Origin of the sequence: Streptomyces sp. NRRL F-2664, assembly GCF_000719345.1 — a bacterium.
In the GTDB taxonomy this organism is placed as follows: Bacteria; Actinomycetota; Actinomycetes; order Streptomycetales; family Streptomycetaceae; genus Streptomyces.
Map to the genome: position 1 here is coordinate 1 of NZ_JOFX01000013.1, position 20,451 is coordinate 20,451.

Genomic DNA, 20,451 nt, shown 5'->3' on the forward strand with positions numbered 1-20,451 from the left:
CCACGCCCACCCCCACCCCGACTCCGACTCCGACTCCGACGCCGACTCCGACGCCGAGCCCGACGCGCACGCCGCAGCCCACGTCGTCTCCGGCCCCCACGACGGCCCCGACTGCGCGGCCCACGGCCACGCGGTCGGCGAAGCCCTCGCCCACCCCCGACGCCCCGACGCCCGCCGCGTCCGGGTCGGCCCCGTCCGTACCGTAGGAAGCCCGCCCAGGGCGGGGCCGCGGTCGGTCGCGGCCGCCGGACGGCCCGGGGCACGCGCGACGCCCCTTCTCCCGGCTTCTGCGGGCACACCCCGCCGGGGCCCCGGAAGAGGCCGCGCCCCGCCCCGCGCCGGGGGGCGGCGGCACCGCCACGACGGTTCTCATCTCACCCCGGCGTTGCTACGGTGCCCCATCTCTGACGCCTCATCAGATTCCGGAGCACCGGCATGCGCGCATTCGTCGCCGCCGTCATCGGCCTCGCGGCCGCGCTGGCCCTCGTGTCCGCCATCACGGCGTTCGGGGTGCCCGAGGGCGAGACCTCCCCCAAGCCCCTGCTCACCACCGCGCCCCCCGCGCCCGGAAAGTAGAGGAGGGCCCGGCCGTGCGACGCAGAGCGAGCCTTGTCCTGCTGGCCCTCGCCGTCTTCTGCGCGGCCCTCGCGCCGCTGCTGCGCTGGTACGCGTACCCGCGCCTCGCGAAGATCCCGCCGAACCAGTACCAGGAGGTGGTCCTGGAGGCGAAGGACGCGACCCTCCTCGACTACACCGGCGGCATGCAGCCCAAGAAGGTCGACAAGGTCACCATCGTCCAGACCCTCAAGGGCAACGTGGAGGCGTCGAAGGAGATCGAGGCGAGCGCAGGCAAGGACGTCGTGGTCTGGGACACCCTCTCCCACATCATCGGCCCCGACGGCAGGATGGTCTCGCAGATCCCCGAGCGCTACATCTTCGACGCGCACACCCAGGACCCCGTGCACGCCACCGGCGAGATGGTCGACGGCGACCCCGTCAAGCGCGAGGGCATCGAGTTCAAATGGCCGTTCTTCACCGAACCGCGCGACTACCTCTACTTCGACGCCCAGACCCGCACCTCCTCGCCGATCCACTACGTCGGACCGCGCCGCTTCAAGGGCATGGACGTCTACTACTTCGAGCAGACCGTCCCGTGGACCAAGGTCGCGATGCCGAAGAAGATGCCGATCGAGGGCATCGACCCGGCGACGATCGAGGCGGCCACCGGCACCACCCTCTGGTACACGGCCACGGTGCGCTTCTGGGTCGACCCCGTCACCGGAGCTCCCGTCAACGCCGAGCAGGACATCCAGCAGGAGATGCGCGGCGGCATCGCCTCGGGCGGCCCCGACGGCAGGCTCACCGCCTTCGCCGGGCACGTGACCCTGCGCGAGGACTACTCCGACCACACCGTCGCCCTGGTCAAGGCGAACCGGGCGAAGATCCTCGCGCTCCACACCTACGCCCCGGCCGGCCTGGCCGCGGGAGGCCTCCTCCTGCTCGGGACCGCCCTGTGGCTGGAGGCACGCGGCCGCCGTGCACGGGAAGAGGCGGAAGGGGTCAGGACCGCCTGAGCCGGGCGTTGGTGTGACGGGTGGGCTCGGCCGAGGCCGGGTCCTGCGGCCAGGGGTGCTTCGGGTAGCGGCCGCGCAGCTCCGCGCGCACGGCGGGGTATCCGCCCTGCCAGAAGGAGGCGAGGTCGGCCGTGACCGCGGCCGGGCGCCCGGCCGGCGAGAGCAGGTGGACGAGTACGGGAACCCCCGCCACCCGCGGGGTCTCGGCCAGCCCGAACAACTCCTGGAGCTTGACCGCCAGCACCGGCTGGTCGGACGTGTAGTCGACGCGGATCCGGGAACCGCTGGGGACCTCGATCCGCTCGGGCGCCAGCTCGTCCAGCCGGGCCGCCTCGCCGGTGGCCCACGGCAGCAGCCGGCCGAGGGCCTGCCCGGCGTCGATCCGGGCCAGGTCGGCGCGGCGCCGGGCCCGGGACAGCTCGGGCTCCAGCCAGTCGTCCGCCCGCGCCAGCAGTGCTGCGTCGTCGGCCACGTCCGGCCAGGCGCCGCCGAGGGTCCGGTGCAGGAAGCCGAGGCGGGCCCGCAGCGCCAGCGCGTCCTGGGTCCAGCGCAGCAGGCCGAGCCCCTCGGTGCGCAGCCCGTCGAGCAGCGCCGCCCGTACGAGCGCCGGGTCCGGGTTGCGCAGCGGGCGCACGGCGAGCTCGATCGCCCCGAGGCGCTGCGCTGCGCGGGCGACCAGGTCCCCGTCCTGCCAGCGCACCTCGTCGGCGTCGGCGCGCAGATGCGCGGCGGCCGCCCGAGCGGTGTCCTCGTCGATGACCGCGGCCAGCCGGATCCGTGCGGCCGCGGAGTGCGCAGGCCTGTCGGCGACGGCGACGGCCAGCCAGGGCGCGTGCCGCAGCCCCGAGCCCTCACCGAGCTCCGCCCCGGTCCCGGAGGCCATGAGGAAAGCCCCCGCCCCCTTGGCCCGGGCGACCCGCTCGGGGAAGGCCAGGGCGGCCACGAGGCCGGCGGCGGCGTCGTCCGGGGCGGTACTCCCGCCGGGACCGCGCCCCGCCCCGCGCGCCCCGGCCGCGGCCCCGGCCCCGGCCGCGGATCCCGATGTGGATCCGGTGGCGGGCGTACGCCCCGCAGGAGCGGCGGCGCGTTCCAGGCGGGCCGCTTCCGCGCGCCAGCGGGGGGCGTAGGCGTCGGTGCCCGCTCGGGCCCGGCGCCAGGCCGCGGCCAGGTCGTCGCCGTACTCGCGCGGCGGCTCCTCGCTCAGCAGCGCCACGAGTTCCGCCGCCCGACGTGCGCCCAGTTCGGCGGTGCCGTCCAGCAGGGCCCGGCCCAGCCGCGGGTGCAGCCCGAGCCCGGCCATGCGGACCCCGCGCGGCGTCGGCCGCCCGGCCGCGTCCACCGCGCCGACGGCCACGAGCACCTCCCGTGCGGCCGCCATCGCCCCGGCCGGCGGCGCGTCCAGCAGCGCCAGCCCGGCCGCGTCCGGGTCGCCCCAGCACGCCGCCTGGAGGGCGAACTGCGCCAGGTCGGCCATGCGGATCTCCGGCGCCGGGAACGCCGGCAGCATGCCGTCCTCCGCCTCCGTCCAGCACCGGTACACCACACCCGGGGCCTCACGGCCCGCCCGGCCCGCCCGCTGGCGCCCGGCCGCACGCGAGGCCCGTACGGTCGCCAGCGAGCCCAGCCCGCGGGCATGGTCCACGCGCGGCTCGCGGGCCAGGCCCGAGTCCACGACCACGCGCACCCCGGGCACGGTCAGGCTCGACTCGGCCACCGCCGTCGCCAGGATCACCCGGCGGTGGTCCGAGGCCGTCAGCGCCGCGTCCTGCACGGCGGCCGGGGCCCGGCCGTGGAGCTGGAGCACCTCCGCGTCCACCCCGCCCAGCTGCCCCGCCACCCGGGCGATCTCCCCGACACCGGGCAGGAAGCACAACACGTCACCGGAACGTTCCGCCACCGCCCGCCGCACCACCGAGGCCACGTGGGCGAGCTGCGCGGGATCCACACGCATCCCGTGCGGCGGCCGCACCGGAAGGGCCGGGGGCGCCCAGACGGTCTCCACCGGGTACGAGACGCCCGCGGCCTCCACCACCGGCGCACCCCCGAGCACCCTCGCCCAGCCGGCGGCGTCCGTCGTCGCCGAGGCCGCCACCAGCCGCAGCTCCGGACGCAGCGTCTCCCGTACGTCGAGGAGAAAGGCGGCGACCGTGTCGGCGTCCAGGTGCCGCTCGTGGCATTCGTCCAGGACGACCACGTCGACGCCCGCCAGCTCCTGGTCGCGCTGGAGGCGCTGGAGCAGCACCCCGGTCGTCACCACCTCCACCACGGTGCCGGGGCCGGCCACCCGCTCGCCGCGCACCGTGAAGCCGACCGCGCCGCCGGCCCGCTCGCCGAGCAGCCAGGCCATCCGGTGCGCCGCCGCCCGGGCGGCGATCCGCCGCGGCTCGGCCACGACCACCCGCCGCCGCGGTCCGCCGCCCACCAGGCCCGCGAGGACCAGCGGCACCAGGGTCGTCTTGCCGGTCCCCGGCGGCGCGCACAGCACCGCGGTGCCGTGCGCGCCGAGCGCCGCGAGGAGCCCGGGCAGGGCCTGGCGTACGGGCAGGGCGTCGAGGGCGGCTCGGCGGATCAAGGGATCAGGCCCTCTCGCAGACGAAGATCGCCGTGCCCGGGATCAGGTTGCCGCGCAGCGGGGACCAGCCGCCCCACTCCTGGCTGTTCCACCCGGGCCACTCCGGTTCGACCAGGTCGAGCAGGCGGAAGCCGCCCGCCACCACGTCGCGGACGCGGTCGCCGAGCGTGCGGTGGTGTTCGACGTACACCGCACGACCTTGCTCGTCCTGCTCGACGTACGGGGTGCGGTCGAAGTAGGAGGCGGAGACGGACAGCCCCTCGGGGCCCGGTTCGTCGGGGAAGGCCCAGCGCAGCGGGTGGGTCACGGAGAACACCCAGCGGCCGCCGGGGCGCAGGACGCGGTGCACCTCGCGCATGACGGCCACCGGGTCCGCGACGAAGGGGACGGCGCCGTAGGCGGAGCAGGCCAGGTCGAAGGAGCCGTCGCGGAAGGGCAGCCGGCCCGCGTCGGCCTCCACCAGCGGCACGTCGCCGCCGATGCGCAGGGCGTGCTGGAGCTGGCGGTGCGAGAGGTCGAGGGCCACCGGGCGGGCGCCCTGGGCGGCCAGCCAGCGGGAGCACTGGGCGGCGCCGGCGCCGATCTCCAGCACGTCCTTGTCCTTGAGGGAGGCGGCCGGGCCGAGCAGGCCCGCGTCCGCCTCGTCGAGCCCCTCGGGCCCCCACACGAAGCGGTCGTCGCCGAGGAAGGCGCCGTGCTCGCTCTGGTACGCGTCGGCGTTGCGGTCCCACCAGCTGCGGCTCGCCCGGCTGCTCTCCGCTTCCCCCGCGTCACGGCGCGTGGCCTCCGCGTCGTCCGGGGACCCCGGATCGGCCGCGTCGGCGTCTTCGGGGGCGTAGTCCTCTTGGTTCATGGGGCCCGTCGTCGTAGTCTGCGAGTGTCTTGGGAATGTGGCCGGAAGCGCCATCGCGGCGTTCCTGCCCATGAATTGTGCCGGTTGTGCGGTGATCCGCCCGGGCTGTGGGCCTTCGCGCATTGACCGTGTCCGGCCGCCCCCGTATGCTACAAGTTGCGCTGCGAGCCTGTGCTCCTCAGACCTAGCAGGCTGCGCTTGCATCTGTTGATGTCCCCTCGGTTTTCGAGGCCTCCCCGTCTTGGCGGAACAGGGGCTTCCTTGGCTGTCCGGCTTCTTCGGCAGATGCCGATAAGGGCTCCCGGCGTAGCAGTACCTACGACTTTCTGTCCGTAACCGGAGCCCTTTCCCACATGACGAGCAGCACCGAGACCACCTCTACCACTCCGCAGGTAGCGGTCAACGACATCGGTAACGAGGAAGCCTTCCTCGCCGCGATCGACGAGACGATCAAGTACTTCAACGACGGCGACATCGTCGACGGCGTCATCGTGAAGGTCGACCGGGACGAGGTCCTGCTCGACATCGGTTACAAGACGGAAGGCGTGATCCCGAGCCGCGAGCTCTCGATCAAGCACGACGTCGACCCGAACGAGGTCGTCAAGGTCGGCGACGAGATCGAGGCCCTGGTTCTCCAGAAGGAGGACAAGGAAGGCCGTCTGATCCTGTCCAAGAAGCGCGCCCAGTACGAGCGCGCCTGGGGCACGATCGAGAAGATCAAGGAAGAGGACGGCATCGTCACCGGTACCGTCATCGAGGTCGTCAAGGGTGGTCTCATCCTCGACATCGGCCTCCGCGGCTTCCTCCCGGCCTCCCTGGTCGAGATGCGCCGTGTCCGCGACCTCCAGCCCTACGTGGGCAAGGAGCTCGAGGCGAAGATCATCGAGCTGGACAAGAACCGCAACAACGTGGTCCTGTCCCGCCGCGCCTGGCTGGAGCAGACCCAGTCCGAGGTCCGCCAGACGTTCCTCACCACCCTGCAGAAGGGTCAGGTCCGCTCCGGCGTCGTGTCCTCGATCGTCAACTTCGGTGCCTTCGTGGACCTGGGTGGCGTCGACGGTCTGGTCCACGTCTCCGAGCTGTCCTGGAAGCACATCGACCACCCGTCCGAGGTTGTCGAGGTCGGTCAGGAAGTCACCGTCGAGGTTCTCGACGTGGACATGGACCGCGAGCGTGTCTCCCTGTCGCTGAAGGCGACGCAGGAGGACCCGTGGCAGCAGTTCGCCCGCACGCACCAGATCGGCCAGGTCGTCCCCGGCAAGGTCACCAAGCTGGTTCCGTTCGGTGCGTTCGTCCGCGTGGACGAGGGCATCGAGGGTCTGGTCCACATCTCCGAGCTGGCCGAGCGCCACGTGGAGATCCCGGAGCAGGTCGTCCAGGTCAACGACGAGATCTTCGTCAAGGTCATCGACATCGACCTGGAGCGTCGCCGGATCTCGCTGTCCCTGAAGCAGGCCAACGAGTCCTTCGGTGCCGACCCGGCGTCGGTCGAGTTCGACCCGACCCTGTACGGCATGGCCGCGTCCTACGACGACCAGGGCAACTACATCTACCCCGAGGGCTTCGACCCCGAGACCAACGACTGGCTCGAGGGCTACGAGAAGCAGCGCGAGGCCTGGGAGACCCAGTACGCCGAGGCGCAGACCCGCTTCGAGCAGCACCAGGCCCAGGTCATCAAGAGCCGCGAGGCCGACGAGGCCGCTGCCGCCGAGGGCGCTGCCGCCCCGGCCGCCGGTGGCAACGCCGGTGCGGGCATCTCGGGTGGTTCCTACTCCTCGGAGTCGGACGAGACCTCCGGCGCCCTGGCGTCGGACGAGGCCCTGGCCGCGCTCCGCGAGAAGCTGGCCGGCGGCCAGAGCTGATCGCAGCGCGCATCGCACTCCGGTGTGAGCAGAGCTGAACGAGCACGACGGTGAGGCCCGTCCCCTTCGGGGGGCGGGCCTCACCGCCTTTCCCCGCCGTCGCCATGTGATCCATTGCGTTCCTGTGAAGGGGGCCGACCGGGGAATGGCGGTGCCGCCCCGGACGTTCATCGCAGAGAACGAGGCGAGGAGGAGTGGTGGCGGTGCTTGATCCACAGGGGTTGTACGAATGGGACGCCAAGGGCCTGGCGGTGGCCGACCTGGCGGTCGCCCAGGACTCGGCCGGGCTCGTGATGCTGTACCACTTCGAGGGGTACATCGACGCCGGAGAGGCCGGCGAGCAGATCGTCGAGCGGCTCCTGGACACCCTGCCCCACCAGGTGGTCGCCCGCTTCGACGCGGACCGGCTCGTGGACTACCGGGCACGCCGTCCGCTGCTGACCTTCCAACGCGACCACTGGGCGGAGTTCGAGGAGCCCCGGCTGGAGGTCCGGCTGGTGCAGGACGCCACCGGAGCCCCCTTCCTGCTGCTCTCCGGCCCCGAGCCGGACGTCGAGTGGGAGCGGTTCGCCGTCGCCGTCCGGCAGATCGTCGAGCGGCTCGGGGTCCGGCTCTCGGTCAACTTCCACGGCATCCCGATGGGTGTCCCGCACACCCGGCCCGTCGGCATCACCCCGCACGGCAACCGGACCGACCTCATGCCGGGGCACCGCAGCCCCTTCGACGAGGCCCAGGTCCCCGGCAGCGCCGAGTCCCTGGTGGAGTTCAGGCTGTCCCAGGCCGGGCACGACGTGCTCGGCGTCGCCGCGCACGTACCGCACTACGTCGCCCGCTCCCCCTACCCGGACGCGGCGCTGACGGTGCTGGAGGCGATCACGGCGGCCACCGGCCTGGTACTGCCGGCGGTGGCCCACGCGCTGCGCACCGAGGCGCACCGTACGCAGACGGAGATCGACCGGCAGATCCGTGAGGGCGACGAGGAACTGGTCGGCCTCGTGCAGGGGCTGGAGCACCAGTACGACGCCGCCGCCGGCGCCGCGACCCGCGGCAACATGATCGCCGAGCCCGCGGAGCTCCCGTCGGCGGACGAGATCGGCCGCGACTTCGAGCGGTTCCTCGCGGAGCGCGAGGGCGAGAACTGACGCGCGGAAGGCACCACCGGGGCTGCGTCCGCACAGGAGCCCCGGCCGCCCGGGGGGCGGGCAGGCGGGACGCTGCGGACAGGACCTAGGGTGTGGGGCATGTTGAAGGTGGGCCTGACGGGCGGAATCGGTGCCGGCAAGAGCGAGGTCTCGCGACTGCTGGCGGGGTACGGGGCGATCGTCGTCGACGCCGATCGGATCGCGCGGGAGGTCGTGGAGCCCGGTACGCCGGGGCTCGCGGCCGTCGTCGAGGCCTTCGGGGAGGCGGTGCTCACCCCGGAGGGAACCCTGGACCGGCCGAAGCTGGGCTCCATCGTGTTCGCGGACCCGGACAGGCTCCGGACGCTCAACGCGATCGTGCACCCGCTGGTCGGAGCCCGGTCCGCCGAGCTGGAGTCCGCCGCGGGCCCCGACGCCATCGTCGTGCACGACGTACCGCTGCTCACCGAGAACGGCCTCGCACCCCTCTACGACCTGGTGGTCGTGGTGGACGCGGCGCCGTCGACGCAGCTGGCCCGGCTGACCGGGCTGCGGGCCATGGACGAGGACGAGGCCCGGGCCCGGATGGCCGCACAGGCCACGCGCGAGCAGCGGCTGGCGGTGGCCACCCTCGTGATCGACAACGACGGGCCCCTGGAAGCGCTGGAGCCGCAGGTGCGCAAGGTGTGGGAGGAACTCACCGCACGGGCGGCGGCGAGCAGCGGCACCGCCTGACGGGTGCGCGGAATACCGGGCGGGGCGGCGGCATTGAAGGGGCCGGTAGAGGGAAGGATCCATACCGTGTCCGAGACCGCGCGTCCCACGCCGTCCAGCCCGGAAACACACGTCATCGACTTCCGAGCGGCTGAGCAGCTGCTCGCCGCACGCGACCCGCGCGGCGCGGTCAAGCTGCTCGACTCGGTCGTGGCGGCCCACCCGGAGAACACGGCGGCCCGGCTGCTGCGCGCCCGGGCCTTTTTCGCCGCCGCCCAACTGCGTCCTGCGGAGCAGGAGTTCGAGCTGGTGCTGGAGCGGGAACCGGACAACGCCTTCGCCCACTTCGCGCTCGCCCGGACCCACGAGCGCGCCGGCCGGCCCGAGCAGGCGCGCAAGCACTTCCGGCTGGCCGCGGCGCTCGACCCGCAGCCGGAGTACCTGGCCGCGGCCCGCTTCGACGAACAGGCCTGACCGACCCGGCCGGGCTGCTGCCCCGCCGGGCCTGCCGGGCCCGGCGGGCTCCTGTCGCGCCGGCCCGGACGGGCCCTCGGCCGCTCAGGGATTGAGCTTGTGCACGGCCTTCGTGGTCGTCTGCCGGAAGGCGGGGACCGGTGCCTGCGACAGGTCTCCCATCTGCCCCCACGCCACGACGGTCACGGTCGCGCCGTCGCGCCCGATCCCGTACAGGTGCACGCCCGGCTCGGACTCCGGGACCGAGGTGTGGACCCCGTAGACGTGCGCGCCCTCCTCCACGGGCAGGGTCCCGTAGTCCTGCCACGAGGCCGTGCCGCCCGGTGCCGTGCGCAGCCAGTCCGCGGCGCACGCGGCGACCTTCCGCTCCAGCGTGCCCACGAGCTTCGCGGCCGCGGAGGGTGAGGCGGACCGTACGGAGACCTGCACCGCACCCGTGTCGACATCGGTGCCGAACGCGCGGTGCCAGCTGCCCGCCGCCGGGAGCACCCCGTCCAGGCAGAACGGCGCCGTCTCGGGCAGCCCCGGGGTGATCCGGCCGGCGTACCAGGGGGAGGTGGGGTGCGGCGGCAGGTCGGTGCCGGCCAGGAAACCCGGAGCGCCGGCGGCCGCGGCGGAGGTGGACGTCGTCAGGGCGAGGGTGGCGGCCGCTGCGACCAGCGCGGTGGCGAGGGTGGCGGCGGCGTCGGTACGTCGGAACATGTCGGTTCTCCCCGTTGATGTGGCACCGGTGTGCCTGACGAGCCTGTTCCCCGCCCGGGGCGCACCGCCACGGTTCGGGGCGAAATCGGGACACTGGAACGCTCGTACGCGCTGTCACCTGGGGGAACATCCGACGCATGGAACGGACCCGCGGGACGGGGACGGGGACGCGGAGGGGCGCCGTGAGTGAGGCCGAGGAGTTCGCACGGCTGATGAGGGACCTGAAGGAGCGCGGCGGGCTGAGCTACGGCGTCCTGGCACGTCGGCTGCACACGAGCTCGTCGACGCTGCACCGGTACTGCCACGGGGAAGCAGTGCCCGTGGAGTTCGCGGTGGTGGACCGCTTCGCGCGGGCGTGCGGGGCCTCGGCGGCGGAGGCGGTGGACCTGCACCGGGCGTGGCTGCTGGCGGACGCCCGGCGGTCGGCCGGTACGGGGCCCGTCCGCACCGGCGCGGCCGCCCCGGTGGAGCCCGCACCGGTGGAACCGGTGCCGCAGGGACCGCCGCCGGAGGGGCGGCGGCCGGCGGAGCCCGGGGTGGGGCGGGCTGCCGTGGAACCGGGCGCCGGCCCGGCCCGGCACCGGCGCAGGGCGGCCGTCGCCGCTGCCGCGGCCCTGACGGCGGTCGGCGGCGCCGTGGCGCTGACGGTGCTGACCGGACCCGACCCGGGTACGCCGCGCGCCGGAGCGGCGTCCGTATCGGCGACCGGCAGCCGGGGGCCCGAGGGATCCGCCCCCGCGCCGTCGGCCCCGGGGGTGCCCGGCGCGGCACCGACGGAGCCCGGGGCGGGCCGGGCGCAGCCCTCGGCGCCCTCGGCCGGGCCGGCCACGGCCCAGGTCCCGACCGGCGCCGGGCCGTCGGCGTCGGCCGCAGGCGGGGCGCAGCGAGCCCCCCTCAAAGCGGCGGTGCGCGCGCACGTGTGGGCCGCGGGCTGCGACCACGCCTACCTGTCCGAACGGGGTCCCGCATCGGTGCCTGCGCCGCCCGTGGAGGCGGACGCGCCGGCCTGGGCGTCGGCGCAGCGCGCCGTGCACGCGGGGGACCAGATCGTGGAGTTCACCCTGCACGGCACCGGCGCGGGTGCGGTGGTCCTGGAGGGACTGGAGGTACGGGTGGCCGCGCGCCGTACCCCGCCCGCCTGGAACGTCTACCAGATGTCGCAGGGCTGCGGAGGGGGACTCACCCCGGCCGTCTTCGCCGTCAACCTCGACGCCCCCCGCCCGCTGGCCCGGCCCGTCGCCGGGAACGACGCCGCGAACCGGCTGCCGGCCCCGGCCTTCCCGATGCGGGTGTCCGCCGAGGAGCCGGCCGTCCTGCGGGTGCGGGCCGTCACGACGGGCTGCGACTGCGACTGGTCCCTCGACCTGCGGTGGACCTCGCCGGCCGGTTCGGGCACCCTGCGCCTCGACGACGGCGGGCGCCCGCTGCGCACCAGCGCGGCCGCCGGCCGGCCCGTCTACGGGTACGCCGTGGAACTCGGCCGCTGGGCCCGCTGAATCAGCAGGTCAGAGGCATTGTCAGGGGTCACACCTAGACTCGTGGTCGAGGGCCGGAAGGCCCCTGAGACATCGTGAGGGAGGGGGAACAGCATGGCACCGCAGACGCAGACGCAGACGCACACGCAGACATGGCGGCAGCGGCCGGCGCAGCCGCAGCCGTCCGCGCTGCTGCGCCATGCCGCCGTCTTCCTGCCCTCCGCCGTCCCCCGGGAAGGACGGGTCGCCTTCTGGTCGCCCGACGGGGACCCCTTGCCGGAGGCGGGCACACCCGGTCCGCTCACCGTCGTCCGGCCGCACGGCAGCGGCGTCCGCAGCCGGACCGTGCCCGCGGTCGCCTTCTCCGTCACCGACGCGCTGCCCCTGCTCGCCCGGGCCCCGCACAGCCCCTGGGCGCACCCCGCCACCCGGGCCTGGGGCACCGCCGCCGCTCAGGCCCTCTCCCTGACCGCACGCGGCCGGCTGCTCCCCGGCCTCACCCCCGAGGGCGTCGACGCCTGGCGGGCGGGGCCGCTCGACGCCGACGACATCGCCCACCTGCGGGCGGTCGCCGCAGCCCTGCCCCCCGAGGGCCACGCGACGCCCCTCGCCGGCCGCCGCCCCCTCCAGCTGCCCGAACCGGAGGCGCTGCTCCGCGCGTTCCTCGACGCCGTCGCCGACAGCCTGCCCCGAACCCCGGCGGCGGCCGTGGCCGCGGGGCGCCCCTTCGCCGCGCGGGAACCGCAGCGGGTGCCCGGGATACAGGAGTGGGCCGCCCAGGTCGCGGCCGGAGCCGACACCGGAGTCGGGCTCTCGCTCCGGCTCGACCTGTCCGCCTTCCGCCTCTTCGACGAGGCCGAGGGGGAGGAGACCCGGCGCGCCGGCGCCGCCGTCGTCCAGGTGCACAGCCTCGCCGATCCCACCCTCGTCACCGACGCCGACCAGCTGTGGGCCGGCACGGCGGGGGCCGGCTTCGGACCCCGCGCCCGTATCGACGCCGTGCTCGCGCTGCGCCGGGCCGCGCGGGTCTGGCCCCCGCTGCTGCGGCTGCTGGACCAGCCCGTGCCCGACGTCCTCGCCCTGTCCGACCCGGAGCTGGAGGACCTGCTGGGCGTGGCCGCGGACCGGCTGGCGGCCGCCGGGGTCGTCGTCCACTGGCCGCGCGACCTGGCCCGTACGCTGTCCGCCACCGCCGTCGTAAGGGCCACCGCGCCCGGGTCCGCCACCGACGGGACTGCCTTCTTCGACGCGGAGCACCTCTTCGCCTTCTCCTGGGAGCTGGCCCTCGGCGGCGACCGACTCACCCCGGGCGAGATGGACGCGCTGGCGCAGGCCCACCGCCCCGTCGTGCGGCTGCGCGACCAGTGGGTGCGGGTCGACCCGGAGCTGGTGCGCAAGGCGCGCCGACGGGAACTGGGCCTCCTCGACCCGGTGGACGCGCTGGCCACCGTCCTGTCGGGGACGGCCGAGGTCGACGGCGAGCCCGTCGAAGCGGTGCCCGTGGGTGCGCTGGCCGCCCTGCGGGACCGACTCACGGGCGAGCCGGCCGCGCTCGCGCAGCCCGCCGCGCTCAGGGCCACCCTGCGCGACTACCAGGCGCGCGGCCTGGCCTGGCTGGACCTGATGACCTCCCTCGGTCTCGGCGGCTGCCTCGCCGACGACATGGGCCTGGGCAAGACTGTCACCCTGATCGCGCTGCACCTGCACCGCAACCGCAGCGAGCCGACGCTCGTGGTGTGCCCCGCATCCCTCCTGGGCAACTGGCAGCGGGAGATCGAGAAATTCGCGCCCGGGACCCCCGTGCGCCGCTTCCACGGCGGCGGCCGCAGCAGCGAGGACCTGACGTCCTGCCCGGGCGGTTTCGTGCTCACCACCTACGGGACGATGCGCGCCAGCGCCGCCCTGCTCGCCGAGCAGCGCTGGGGCATGGTCGTCGCCGATGAGGCCCAGCACGTCAAGAACCCCCACTCGGCGACCGCGAAGGCCCTGCGCACGATCCCCGCGCCGGCCCGGGTGGCGCTGACCGGCACGCCGGTGGAGAACAACCTCTCCGAACTGTGGGCGCTCCTCGACTGGACCACACCGGGGCTGCTGGGTCCGCTCACCACCTTCCGGGCCCGCCACGCCCGACCGGTGGAGCACCAGCAGGAGGAGGACGGCGGCAACGAGGCGGCGGTCGCCCGGCTGGCCGCGCTCGTCCGGCCGTTCCTGCTGCGGCGCAAGAAGTCCGACCCGGGCATCGCGCCCGAGCTGCCGCCCAAGACGGTGACCGACCACCCAGTGTCCCTCACCCGCGAGCAGGTCTCCCTCTACCAGGCCGCCGTGGACGAGGCGATGGCCGTGATCGGGGCGAGCGAGGGCATCGAGAGACGCGGCATGATCATGAAACTGCTGGCCTCGCTCAAGCAGATCTGCAACCACCCCGCGCAGTACCTCAAGGAGGAGCGGCCCCGGCTCGCGCACCGCTCGGGCAAGCTGGCCCTGCTCGACGAGCTGCTGGACACGATCGTCGCCGAAGGCGGTTCGGTGCTGGTCTTCACCCAGTACGTGACGATGGCCCGGCTCATCGAGCGGCACCTGTCCGCCCGGGGCATCGCCTCCCAACTGCTGCACGGCGGGACGCCGGTGGCGCGCCGCCAGGAGCTCGTCGACCGTTTCCAGGCCGGCGAGGTGCCCGTCTTCCTGCTGTCCCTCAAGGCGGCCGGCACCGGCCTGAACCTCACCCGTGCGGGCCACGTCGTCCACTTCGACCGCTGGTGGAACCCGGCCGTCGAGGAACAGGCCACCGACCGCGCCTACCGCATCGGCCAGACCCAACCCGTACAGGTCCACCGGATCATCGCGGAAGGCACCGTGGAGGACCGTATCGCCGAGATGCTGGAGGCGAAGCGGGCTCTGGCCGACGCCGTCCTCGGCTCCGGCGAGGCGGCACTGACGGAGCTGACCGACCGCGAGCTCGCCGACCTCGTCTCCCTGCGGAGGCCCGCATGATCACCGCGCGGGACGACCGCCGCCGCACCTTCGAGACGGTGCCCGCCGCGGTGGAGGCAGTGAGCTGGTGGGGCCGGGCCTGGGTGTCGGCCCTGGAGGAGGTCGCCCACGACCCGGCCCGGCTGGCCCGGGGCCGCAGCTATGCCACCGCCGGGCACGTCGGCGCCGTGACCGTAACCCCCGGCCGCATCGTCGCGTACGTCCGGGGCAGCAGACCCCGTCCGTACCGTACGGAGCTGACCCTGCCGCCGTTCCCCGACGGGCGGTGGAGCGAGCTGCTGGAAGACGTCGCGGCCGACCCGGCTGCCCTCGGCGCGCTCCTGGAGCGGGAGGTCCCGCGGACGCTGGCGGGGACCGTGCTGCCCGGAGCGGGCGAGCTCGTCCCCCACTGCACCTGCCCGGACGTCGGGCGCCCGCCGTGCAAGCACGCCGCCGCCCTCTGCTACCGCGCGGCCCGCCTCCTGGACGAGGACCCCTTCGTCCTGCTGCTCCTGCGGGGCCGTGGCGAACGGGAGCTCCTGGAGGACCTCACCCGCCGCAACGCCGCCCACGCCGCACGCGAACAGCCGCGTACGGCACCGGACTTCCCCGCGGTCGCCGCCCGCGCGGCGCTCGCCCGCAGCGTGCTGCCGCCGCTGCCCGCGCCGCTCGCCGTGCCCGCGGCCCCCGGTCTTCCGCCCGCCTACCCGGCCGACCCGGCGGCCCCCGACCCGCTGGCCCTCGACCAGCTCGCCTCCGATGCGGCCGCCCGCGCCCTCGCGCTGCTCACCACCGGCGAGGACCCGATCGCGGGCCTCTCCCTCTGGCAGGACGCCGTACGGCTGGCCTCCGCGCACCCGACGGCCGGCCTCACCGGCGCTGCCCGCACCCTGTACCGGGATCTGGCCCGCGCCACCGGACGCACCACCACCGACCTGGCGCGGGCGGCTGCGGCCTGGCGCCAGGGCGGCCGCCCCGCCCTCGCCGCGCTCGAAGAGGCCTGGGACCCGCCGGCGGGCCCCTTCGACCGGGCCCGCCCGACGCTCCTCGCCGCGGCGCACGGCGCCTTCCGGCCCGACCGCAACCGCCTGACATCCCGCACCCGGCAGCTCCGGCTCGGCCGCGACGGCCTCTGGTACGCCTACGAGTCCCGCCCGGGCGACGAGGACTGGTGGCCCACGGGCAGCCCCTCCCCGGACCCCGTCACCGCCCTGCGGGGCTGAGGCCCTCCGCCCACCGGGTCAGCGCGGTGAAGTCGCGGTCCCGCAGGCCGTGGCGCGGGTGGATGCGCAGCAGGAGGGCCGGCGCGGGATGGTTTGCAGCGACCCAGGCCCGGTCATGCGGGGTGATCATGTCGTCGACCCAGGCGAACGGCCGGCCGGCCGCCCAGTCCCGCAGGTGGCGGGTCTTCCAGGACAGGCCGTCCGGGTCCTTCGCGAACAGTTCGGGCCATTCGACGACGGACAGGTCACCGGGGAGCCCGATGTGCGGGGCGATCAGGGTGTTGGCCCGGTGCGTCCACGCGGTGGCCCAGGCCAGCTCGAAGGGCAGGGCCAGCAGCCGGGACCCGTGGGAGGGGTGGAGGCGGATGCGTGCGCCGCGCCGGGCCCTGCGGGACTCCGGGTCCCGGTAGGAGAGCCAGACCTCCGGCCACATGCGATGGCTCTTGTACCCGCGCAGTCCGGCGAAGGGCGAACGGAACGGATTGAGCGGGCCGTCCACATCGAGGAGGAGCAGCGGGCGATCAGTCATGAAGTACCCAGTACCCAGTACACGATTGAGTGAAATGCCTACCGCTTCTATAACCCGTATGGGTTTGCAGCGTTGTTCCGGTGCGGGGCGAGGCCCCGAAATCCACCGGAAGGCAGGAAAGTGATGCGTCACAGTCGTCGAAATGGCTTGATCGCGGCGGTCGTCGCGGGCGGCGGCCTGGCGGTCGCGGGCGTGAGCGGGCTCGCCCACGCCGACGCGGACGCGGGCGGCACGGCCGAGCGCTCGCCCGGTCTGCTGTCCGGGAATCTGGTGCAGCTGCCGGTGGACGTACCGGTCAACGCGTGCGGCAACACCGTGAACGTCGTCGGCCTGCTGAACCCGGCCGCCGGGAACCGCTGTGCGAACGCGTCGCAGGGCGGTGGCGCGCACGCCGGGCAGAGCACCTCACACCGCTCGACGCCGGCCGCGGGCAACGGTGGCGGGGCGACCGCGGACGGCCGTACGAACGGTTCCCCGGGGGTGCTGTCCGGCAACGGCATCCAGCTCCCGGTCGACCTGCCCGTCAATGTCAGCGGCAACTCCGTCAACGTCGTCGGCATCGGCAACCCCTCGCACGGCAACTCGTCGGTGAACGCGGAGCAGCCCGGCCCCGGCACGCCCGTTCAGCCGCCGGTCGTGGAGAAGCCGGTCACCCCGGCCGTCCCGACCACGCCGACCTCACCCGTCACCCGCGTCACCCCGCCCGAGCCGCCCCGGCACAGTGAGGCGCTCGCCCACACTGGTGCCGACGCCGTCGGCTACCTCCTGCCCGCCGGTGGAGCCCTGCTGCTCGGCGGCCTCGTGCTCTATCGCCGCTTCCGGGTCAACTAGCGCCGTCACCGGCTCACTCCGGGGCATCGCGCGCCATCCGTCCAGGACGGCATCGATCCGCGGAGCGAGCCGGGCACGCGCCGCGAAGCGGGGGACACCCGCCATCAGCAGCGCGTCGTACTCGGTATCGGTGTGCCGTACCGCAGCCCGTACCGCCACCGCGACCGCCGTCTCGTCCAGGGCCCGCCCGGCCGCGGTGCGGCCCACTCGGCCACTGCCGCGCAACGAGGCGTGCGCGGCGATCGCCACAGCCCTGTCGGCCGGACAGCCGGGGAACAACCGCACGATCTCCGCCGCGAACGCCGCGGTGAAGCGGACGTCCTGCGCGGCCCGGCGCAGCCGGTCCCGCTCGCGGCGCCGCGCCCGCGCCTCGGAGTCGGCGAGACAGGCCCGTTCCGCGCCGGCCAGGGCGGCCTCCTCCACGAGCAGCCCGAGGCGCTCGTAGCGGCGGCGCCGCTTGTGGAAGCGGACGACGACGGCGGACAGCGAACTGCCGCGGTGAGCACGGCGGGTGAGCGCCGCGTCCCCGCGGGGGAGGTAGACGAGGTGCCCCAGATCCGCGCAGTCCAGGCAGCGGGGCACACCGGCCTCGCGCACCAGGTGCCGGAGCGGCCCCTGTCGGCACTCCGCGCAGTGGATCTGCTTCACGGACTCGAACACGACCAGGCTCATACAGGTGTGATACCGCTCTCCCACCCTCATATCACCTGGTGACGAAGGGCGGTTGAGGTTTCACCCACTCTTCCTGGATCGGCCTGATCACTCCTACGGTGGGCCGTGGACCATGGACCGCGGGGGCCGGTCCACGGAGGAGGAGCACATGGGCGCACGGCGGACGACGACGGCACGGCCGCCGGTGACCGGCTTCGGCATGGGCACCGGCAGGGCATGCGTCACCACGGTCCCCGAGGGCCGGGAGATCGTCATCCCGCCGGGCGGCTGCACCGGCTGGCACTTCCACCGGGTGCGACTCGACGCCGTCGTCCTGGCCGGCACCCTGACCCGGGTCCTGCACGACCTCACCGTCGAGGTGCACCGGCCCGGGACCTCCTTCGTGGAACCCGCGGGCAGCGGACACATACACCTCGGGCACAACCTCGGCACCGAGCCGGTCGTCCTCCATGTGACCCCCCGGCTGCCCGAGGGCACCCCTTTCTCCATACCCGTGCCGGCCCCTGCCGGCGCCACCCACGACGTCTGCCGCCACCACGCCGCCCAAGAGCCGCTGCCCGAGCCGTTCGAGCCGGTCGAGCCGTTCCAGTCGGCCGAGCCGGCCAAGCTGTCCGAGCAGGCCGACCAGACCGACCAGGCCGTAGCGACAGGGTCGTACCGGCCGCACGTGCCGGCCGGTACGGCTCACACGAGTCGGCGTATCTCGCCGCGCACCCGGTAGAAGCCCCCGGAAGCCGCGTGCAGGCCGTCGACCACATACCGGGCGCCCGCCTCCCGGATCCCCCGCGGGAACTGCACGTGCCAGGTCGGCTCGAAGCCGCTCGACACGACCTGCACCCTCATCCGGCCGCCCTGCTGGACGCACTCCACCACCACACCGCCCGCCGGTCCCGCCGCCACCGAGGCCATCGAGACCGTCGCCACCGCCGAGGCCGAAGCCGCCGGTGTGAACACCGGTAGCGCCGCCGCCGACTTCACGTCCATCGGCGCGGGCACCGAACCCTGCTGCGCCGCCGCGATCGCCTGCTCGCTCGCGTCCACGCACACCAGGGAACCGTCCGTGGTGACGAGGTACAGCCGCCCCTCCAGGTACTGCATCGACAGCGCCGACCCGCCGCCCGTCCCCAGCTTCCACAGCCGGTTCCCGTCCGCGTCGAAGCAGTAGACGGAGGAGGAGGAGTCGCCCGCGAAGACGTGCCGGCCGTCGGGCGACGTCGCGCACGAATACACCGCCGCGTCGCACCGGTAGGCCGCCTCCGTGGCCCCCGAGGCCTTCGACAGCCGCTGCACGGTGTTGCGGACCGTACCCGCATACACCGAGTGCTCCTCCTGCCAGCCGAACAGGACACCACCCGGGGTGGCGCTGTGCCACAACTGCCCGGTGCCGTCGGCCGCGTAGGCCGTCACGCCGCCGCTGTGCCCGTGGTAGACCGCCCGCTCGTCGGCCCGGACCATCCACGCCCCCGTCCCGGCGGACCTCCGCGACCACTGGTGCTCGTCCTCGTGGTCGATGACGGTCAGGCCGCCGTTCGCGTCGGAGACGTTGAGGACGCCCTCACGGATGTCCAGCCAGTAGATGTCCACGTCCGCCGCGATGGCGTAGGCACCGAAGGGCACCTTCGACGACAGGTCGTACACCGTGCCGTCGTCACAGCCCGCGTATATCCAGAACTCGTCCGCCACCAGGCACTTCACCCCGTCGGGCAGCGAATAGCGGGCCAGCACCTCACCGCCGTGGCTCAGCGTGTAGACGTCACCGGCCTGGTTGCCGACCCAGCAGCGGTCCTCGTCGACGTGGATGCCGAAGGCGGCGGAGCCGGTCCGGAAGCGCCACAGCACCGGGGCGACGGCACGCGCCGTCGACGGCGCCGACGCCACCTGGCGGCGCGTCACCGCCCGCGCGGCCCGCTGCCCCTGCACGGCCGGGGCGTACCCCTTGCGGACCTTCTCGCCGATCTTCTTGGCGGCGGCCGCCCGCGCCTTCTCGGAGGTCGGGAAGGAAGAGCTCTGCAACTGGCCCGGCGCGCCGATGCGTCCGTAGCGCACGGAGACGACGGTGCCGTCCACGGCCACCTCGTAGAACTTGTGTGCCCCGCCGCCGTCCTGCGACAGCTCCAGATACGTCGTCTCCCGAGCCATGGCAGACCCCTCCCCGAAAGCCGGTCCACCGGCGCCCTTCGCGGTGATCCCTCGTGAGAAAAGCTAGGGCCGACCACTGACAATGGGCCGGTGCAGTGGGAAGCGATCACATGGCAGCGGATGGCCGAGCGGCTCGCCGGCCACCTCGACGACCCCGCCCGCGCCCCCGCGCCGGAGGGCCGGCAGCGCGTGGGCATCGACGGCGCGCCCGCCGCCGACACCGGCACCCTCGCCGGGCTGCTCGCGGAGGAACTGCGGCTGCGCGGGCGCGCGGTCGTGGTCGTGCCCACCGGTGGCTTCCTGCGGCCGGCCTCCCTCCGTTTCGAGTTCGGGCGGCGGGACGTGGACGCGTACCTGGACGGCTGGTACGACACGGCCGCGCTGTGGCGGGAGGTGTTCGCGCCGACCGATCCGGGAGGGACGGGGCGGGTGCTGCCGGACCTGTGGGATCCGGTGACCGACCGGGCGACGCGCAGCCCCTACGTCGACCTCCCGGCCGGGGGTGTGCTGGTGGTGCACGGGCCGCTGCTGCTGGGGCGGTGGTTCCCGTTCGACCTGAGCGTGCACGTCCGGCTCTCGGCGGGGGCGTTGGCGCGGCGGACGCCGGAGTCCGAGCGGTGGACGGGGGCGGCGTTCGCCCGGTACGAGGCGGAGGTGGATCCGGCGTCCGCCGCCGATGTGGTGGTGCGGGCCGATGATGCCCGGCATCCCGCGTGGTCGGGGGTGCGGGGGCGGTGAGC

17 protein-coding genes and 1 pseudogene are annotated in these 20,451 nt (G+C 74.4%); 12 read left to right on the forward strand and 6 right to left on the reverse strand.

Going from position 1 to position 20,451, the window contains the following annotated elements; genetic code table 11:
* Nucleotides 1–435: 435 nt before the first annotated feature.
* On the forward strand, nucleotides 436–576 hold the full coding sequence (locus IF89_RS44600; protein ID WP_107047274.1) for an SPW_0924 family protein: 141 nt from the start codon (nucleotides 436–438) through the stop codon (nucleotides 574–576).
* 14 nt (nucleotides 577–590) lie between these two features.
* The gene (locus IF89_RS0114285) at nucleotides 591–1,574 is read left to right on the forward strand and encodes a DUF3068 domain-containing protein (protein WP_030766565.1); all 984 of its coding nucleotides are present in this window, start codon (nucleotides 591–593) and stop codon (nucleotides 1,572–1,574) included.
* Here IF89_RS0114285 and hrpB read toward each other — a convergent pair.
* Nucleotides 1,561–4,146, reverse strand: a complete 2,586-nt coding sequence (hrpB, locus tag IF89_RS0114290) for an ATP-dependent helicase HrpB (protein WP_030766568.1) — start codon at nucleotides 4,144–4,146, stop codon at nucleotides 1,561–1,563. The two genes, IF89_RS0114285 and hrpB, sit on opposite strands and share 14 nt — an antisense overlap.
* A 4-nt stretch (nucleotides 4,147–4,150) precedes the next feature.
* Entirely contained in the window at nucleotides 4,151–4,999 is an 849-nt protein-coding gene (locus IF89_RS0114295) for a class I SAM-dependent methyltransferase (protein ID WP_030766571.1), read from the reverse strand.
* 353 nt (nucleotides 5,000–5,352) lie between these two features.
* Here IF89_RS0114295 and rpsA point away from each other — a divergent pair, with 353 nt between their 5' ends.
* From rpsA to IF89_RS0114315, 4 genes are all read left to right on the forward strand, one after another.
* Entirely contained in the window at nucleotides 5,353–6,861 is a 1,509-nt protein-coding gene (gene rpsA, locus IF89_RS0114300; protein ID WP_030766574.1) for a 30S ribosomal protein S1, read from the forward strand.
* 203 nt (nucleotides 6,862–7,064) lie between these two features.
* A complete protein-coding gene (locus tag IF89_RS0114305; protein ID WP_030766577.1) occupies nucleotides 7,065–8,003 on the forward strand; it encodes a PAC2 family protein in 939 nt (312 codons plus the stop codon).
* 99 nt (nucleotides 8,004–8,102) lie between these two features.
* Nucleotides 8,103–8,717, forward strand: coding sequence for a dephospho-CoA kinase (coaE, locus tag IF89_RS0114310; protein WP_030766578.1), 615 nt, complete (start codon nucleotides 8,103–8,105; stop codon nucleotides 8,715–8,717).
* Between the two features lie 66 nt (nucleotides 8,718–8,783).
* Complete coding sequence (locus tag IF89_RS0114315; RefSeq protein WP_030766581.1) at nucleotides 8,784–9,170, forward strand: tetratricopeptide repeat protein; 387 nt, start codon at nucleotides 8,784–8,786, stop codon at nucleotides 9,168–9,170.
* An 84-nt stretch (nucleotides 9,171–9,254) separates the two neighbouring features.
* On the opposite strand, the gene IF89_RS0114320 is transcribed toward IF89_RS0114315, so the two are convergent.
* A complete protein-coding gene (locus IF89_RS0114320; RefSeq protein ID WP_030766584.1) occupies nucleotides 9,255–9,872 on the reverse strand; it encodes a hypothetical protein in 618 nt (205 codons plus the stop codon).
* Nucleotides 9,873–10,054: 182 nt separating this feature from the next.
* On the opposite strand from IF89_RS0114320, the gene IF89_RS0114325 reads away from it, so the two are divergent.
* From IF89_RS0114325 to IF89_RS0114335, 3 genes are all read left to right on the forward strand, one after another.
* Complete coding sequence (locus tag IF89_RS0114325; RefSeq protein ID WP_030766587.1) at nucleotides 10,055–11,368, forward strand: transcriptional regulator; 1,314 nt, start codon at nucleotides 10,055–10,057, stop codon at nucleotides 11,366–11,368.
* Nucleotides 11,369–11,461: 93 nt separating this feature from the next.
* The gene (locus IF89_RS0114330) at nucleotides 11,462–14,338 is read left to right on the forward strand and encodes a DEAD/DEAH box helicase (RefSeq protein ID WP_078628297.1); all 2,877 of its coding nucleotides are present in this window, start codon (nucleotides 11,462–11,464) and stop codon (nucleotides 14,336–14,338) included.
* On the forward strand, nucleotides 14,335–15,540 hold the full coding sequence (locus IF89_RS0114335) for an SWIM zinc finger family protein (RefSeq protein ID WP_030766593.1): 1,206 nt from the start codon (nucleotides 14,335–14,337) through the stop codon (nucleotides 15,538–15,540). The genes IF89_RS0114330 and IF89_RS0114335 overlap by 4 nt, the downstream gene beginning before the upstream one ends.
* On the opposite strand, the gene IF89_RS0114340 is transcribed toward IF89_RS0114335, so the two are convergent.
* Entirely contained in the window at nucleotides 15,521–16,069 is a 549-nt protein-coding gene (locus IF89_RS0114340; protein ID WP_030766596.1) for a hypothetical protein, read from the reverse strand. The genes IF89_RS0114335 and IF89_RS0114340 overlap by 20 nt on opposite strands.
* Before the next feature lie 147 nt (nucleotides 16,070–16,216).
* Between IF89_RS0114340 and IF89_RS49625 the strand changes: the two genes are divergently transcribed.
* Nucleotides 16,217–16,900, forward strand: a complete 684-nt coding sequence (locus tag IF89_RS49625; protein ID WP_420706914.1) for a chaplin family protein — start codon at nucleotides 16,217–16,219, stop codon at nucleotides 16,898–16,900.
* A 30-nt stretch (nucleotides 16,901–16,930) separates the two neighbouring features.
* Here IF89_RS49625 and IF89_RS42060 read toward each other — a convergent pair.
* Nucleotides 16,931–17,602: pseudogene (locus IF89_RS42060) on the reverse strand (DUF2293 domain-containing protein); the annotation flags it as partial.
* Between the two features lie 118 nt (nucleotides 17,603–17,720).
* On the opposite strand from IF89_RS42060, the gene IF89_RS40780 reads away from it, so the two are divergent.
* A complete protein-coding gene (locus tag IF89_RS40780) occupies nucleotides 17,721–18,293 on the forward strand; it encodes a hypothetical protein (protein ID WP_158717865.1) in 573 nt (190 codons plus the stop codon).
* On the opposite strand, the gene IF89_RS0114360 is transcribed toward IF89_RS40780, so the two are convergent.
* Nucleotides 18,257–19,711 carry a WGR domain-containing protein gene (locus IF89_RS0114360; RefSeq protein ID WP_030766609.1) on the reverse strand — a complete coding sequence of 485 codons (1,455 nt, stop codon included), beginning with the start codon at nucleotides 19,709–19,711 and terminating at the stop codon, nucleotides 18,257–18,259. The two genes, IF89_RS40780 and IF89_RS0114360, sit on opposite strands and share 37 nt — an antisense overlap.
* Before the next feature lie 90 nt (nucleotides 19,712–19,801).
* Here IF89_RS0114360 and IF89_RS0114365 point away from each other — a divergent pair, with 90 nt between their 5' ends.
* A complete protein-coding gene (locus tag IF89_RS0114365; RefSeq protein WP_030766612.1) occupies nucleotides 19,802–20,449 on the forward strand; it encodes a uridine kinase in 648 nt (215 codons plus the stop codon).
* Nucleotides 20,450–20,451 lie beyond the last annotated feature (2 nt).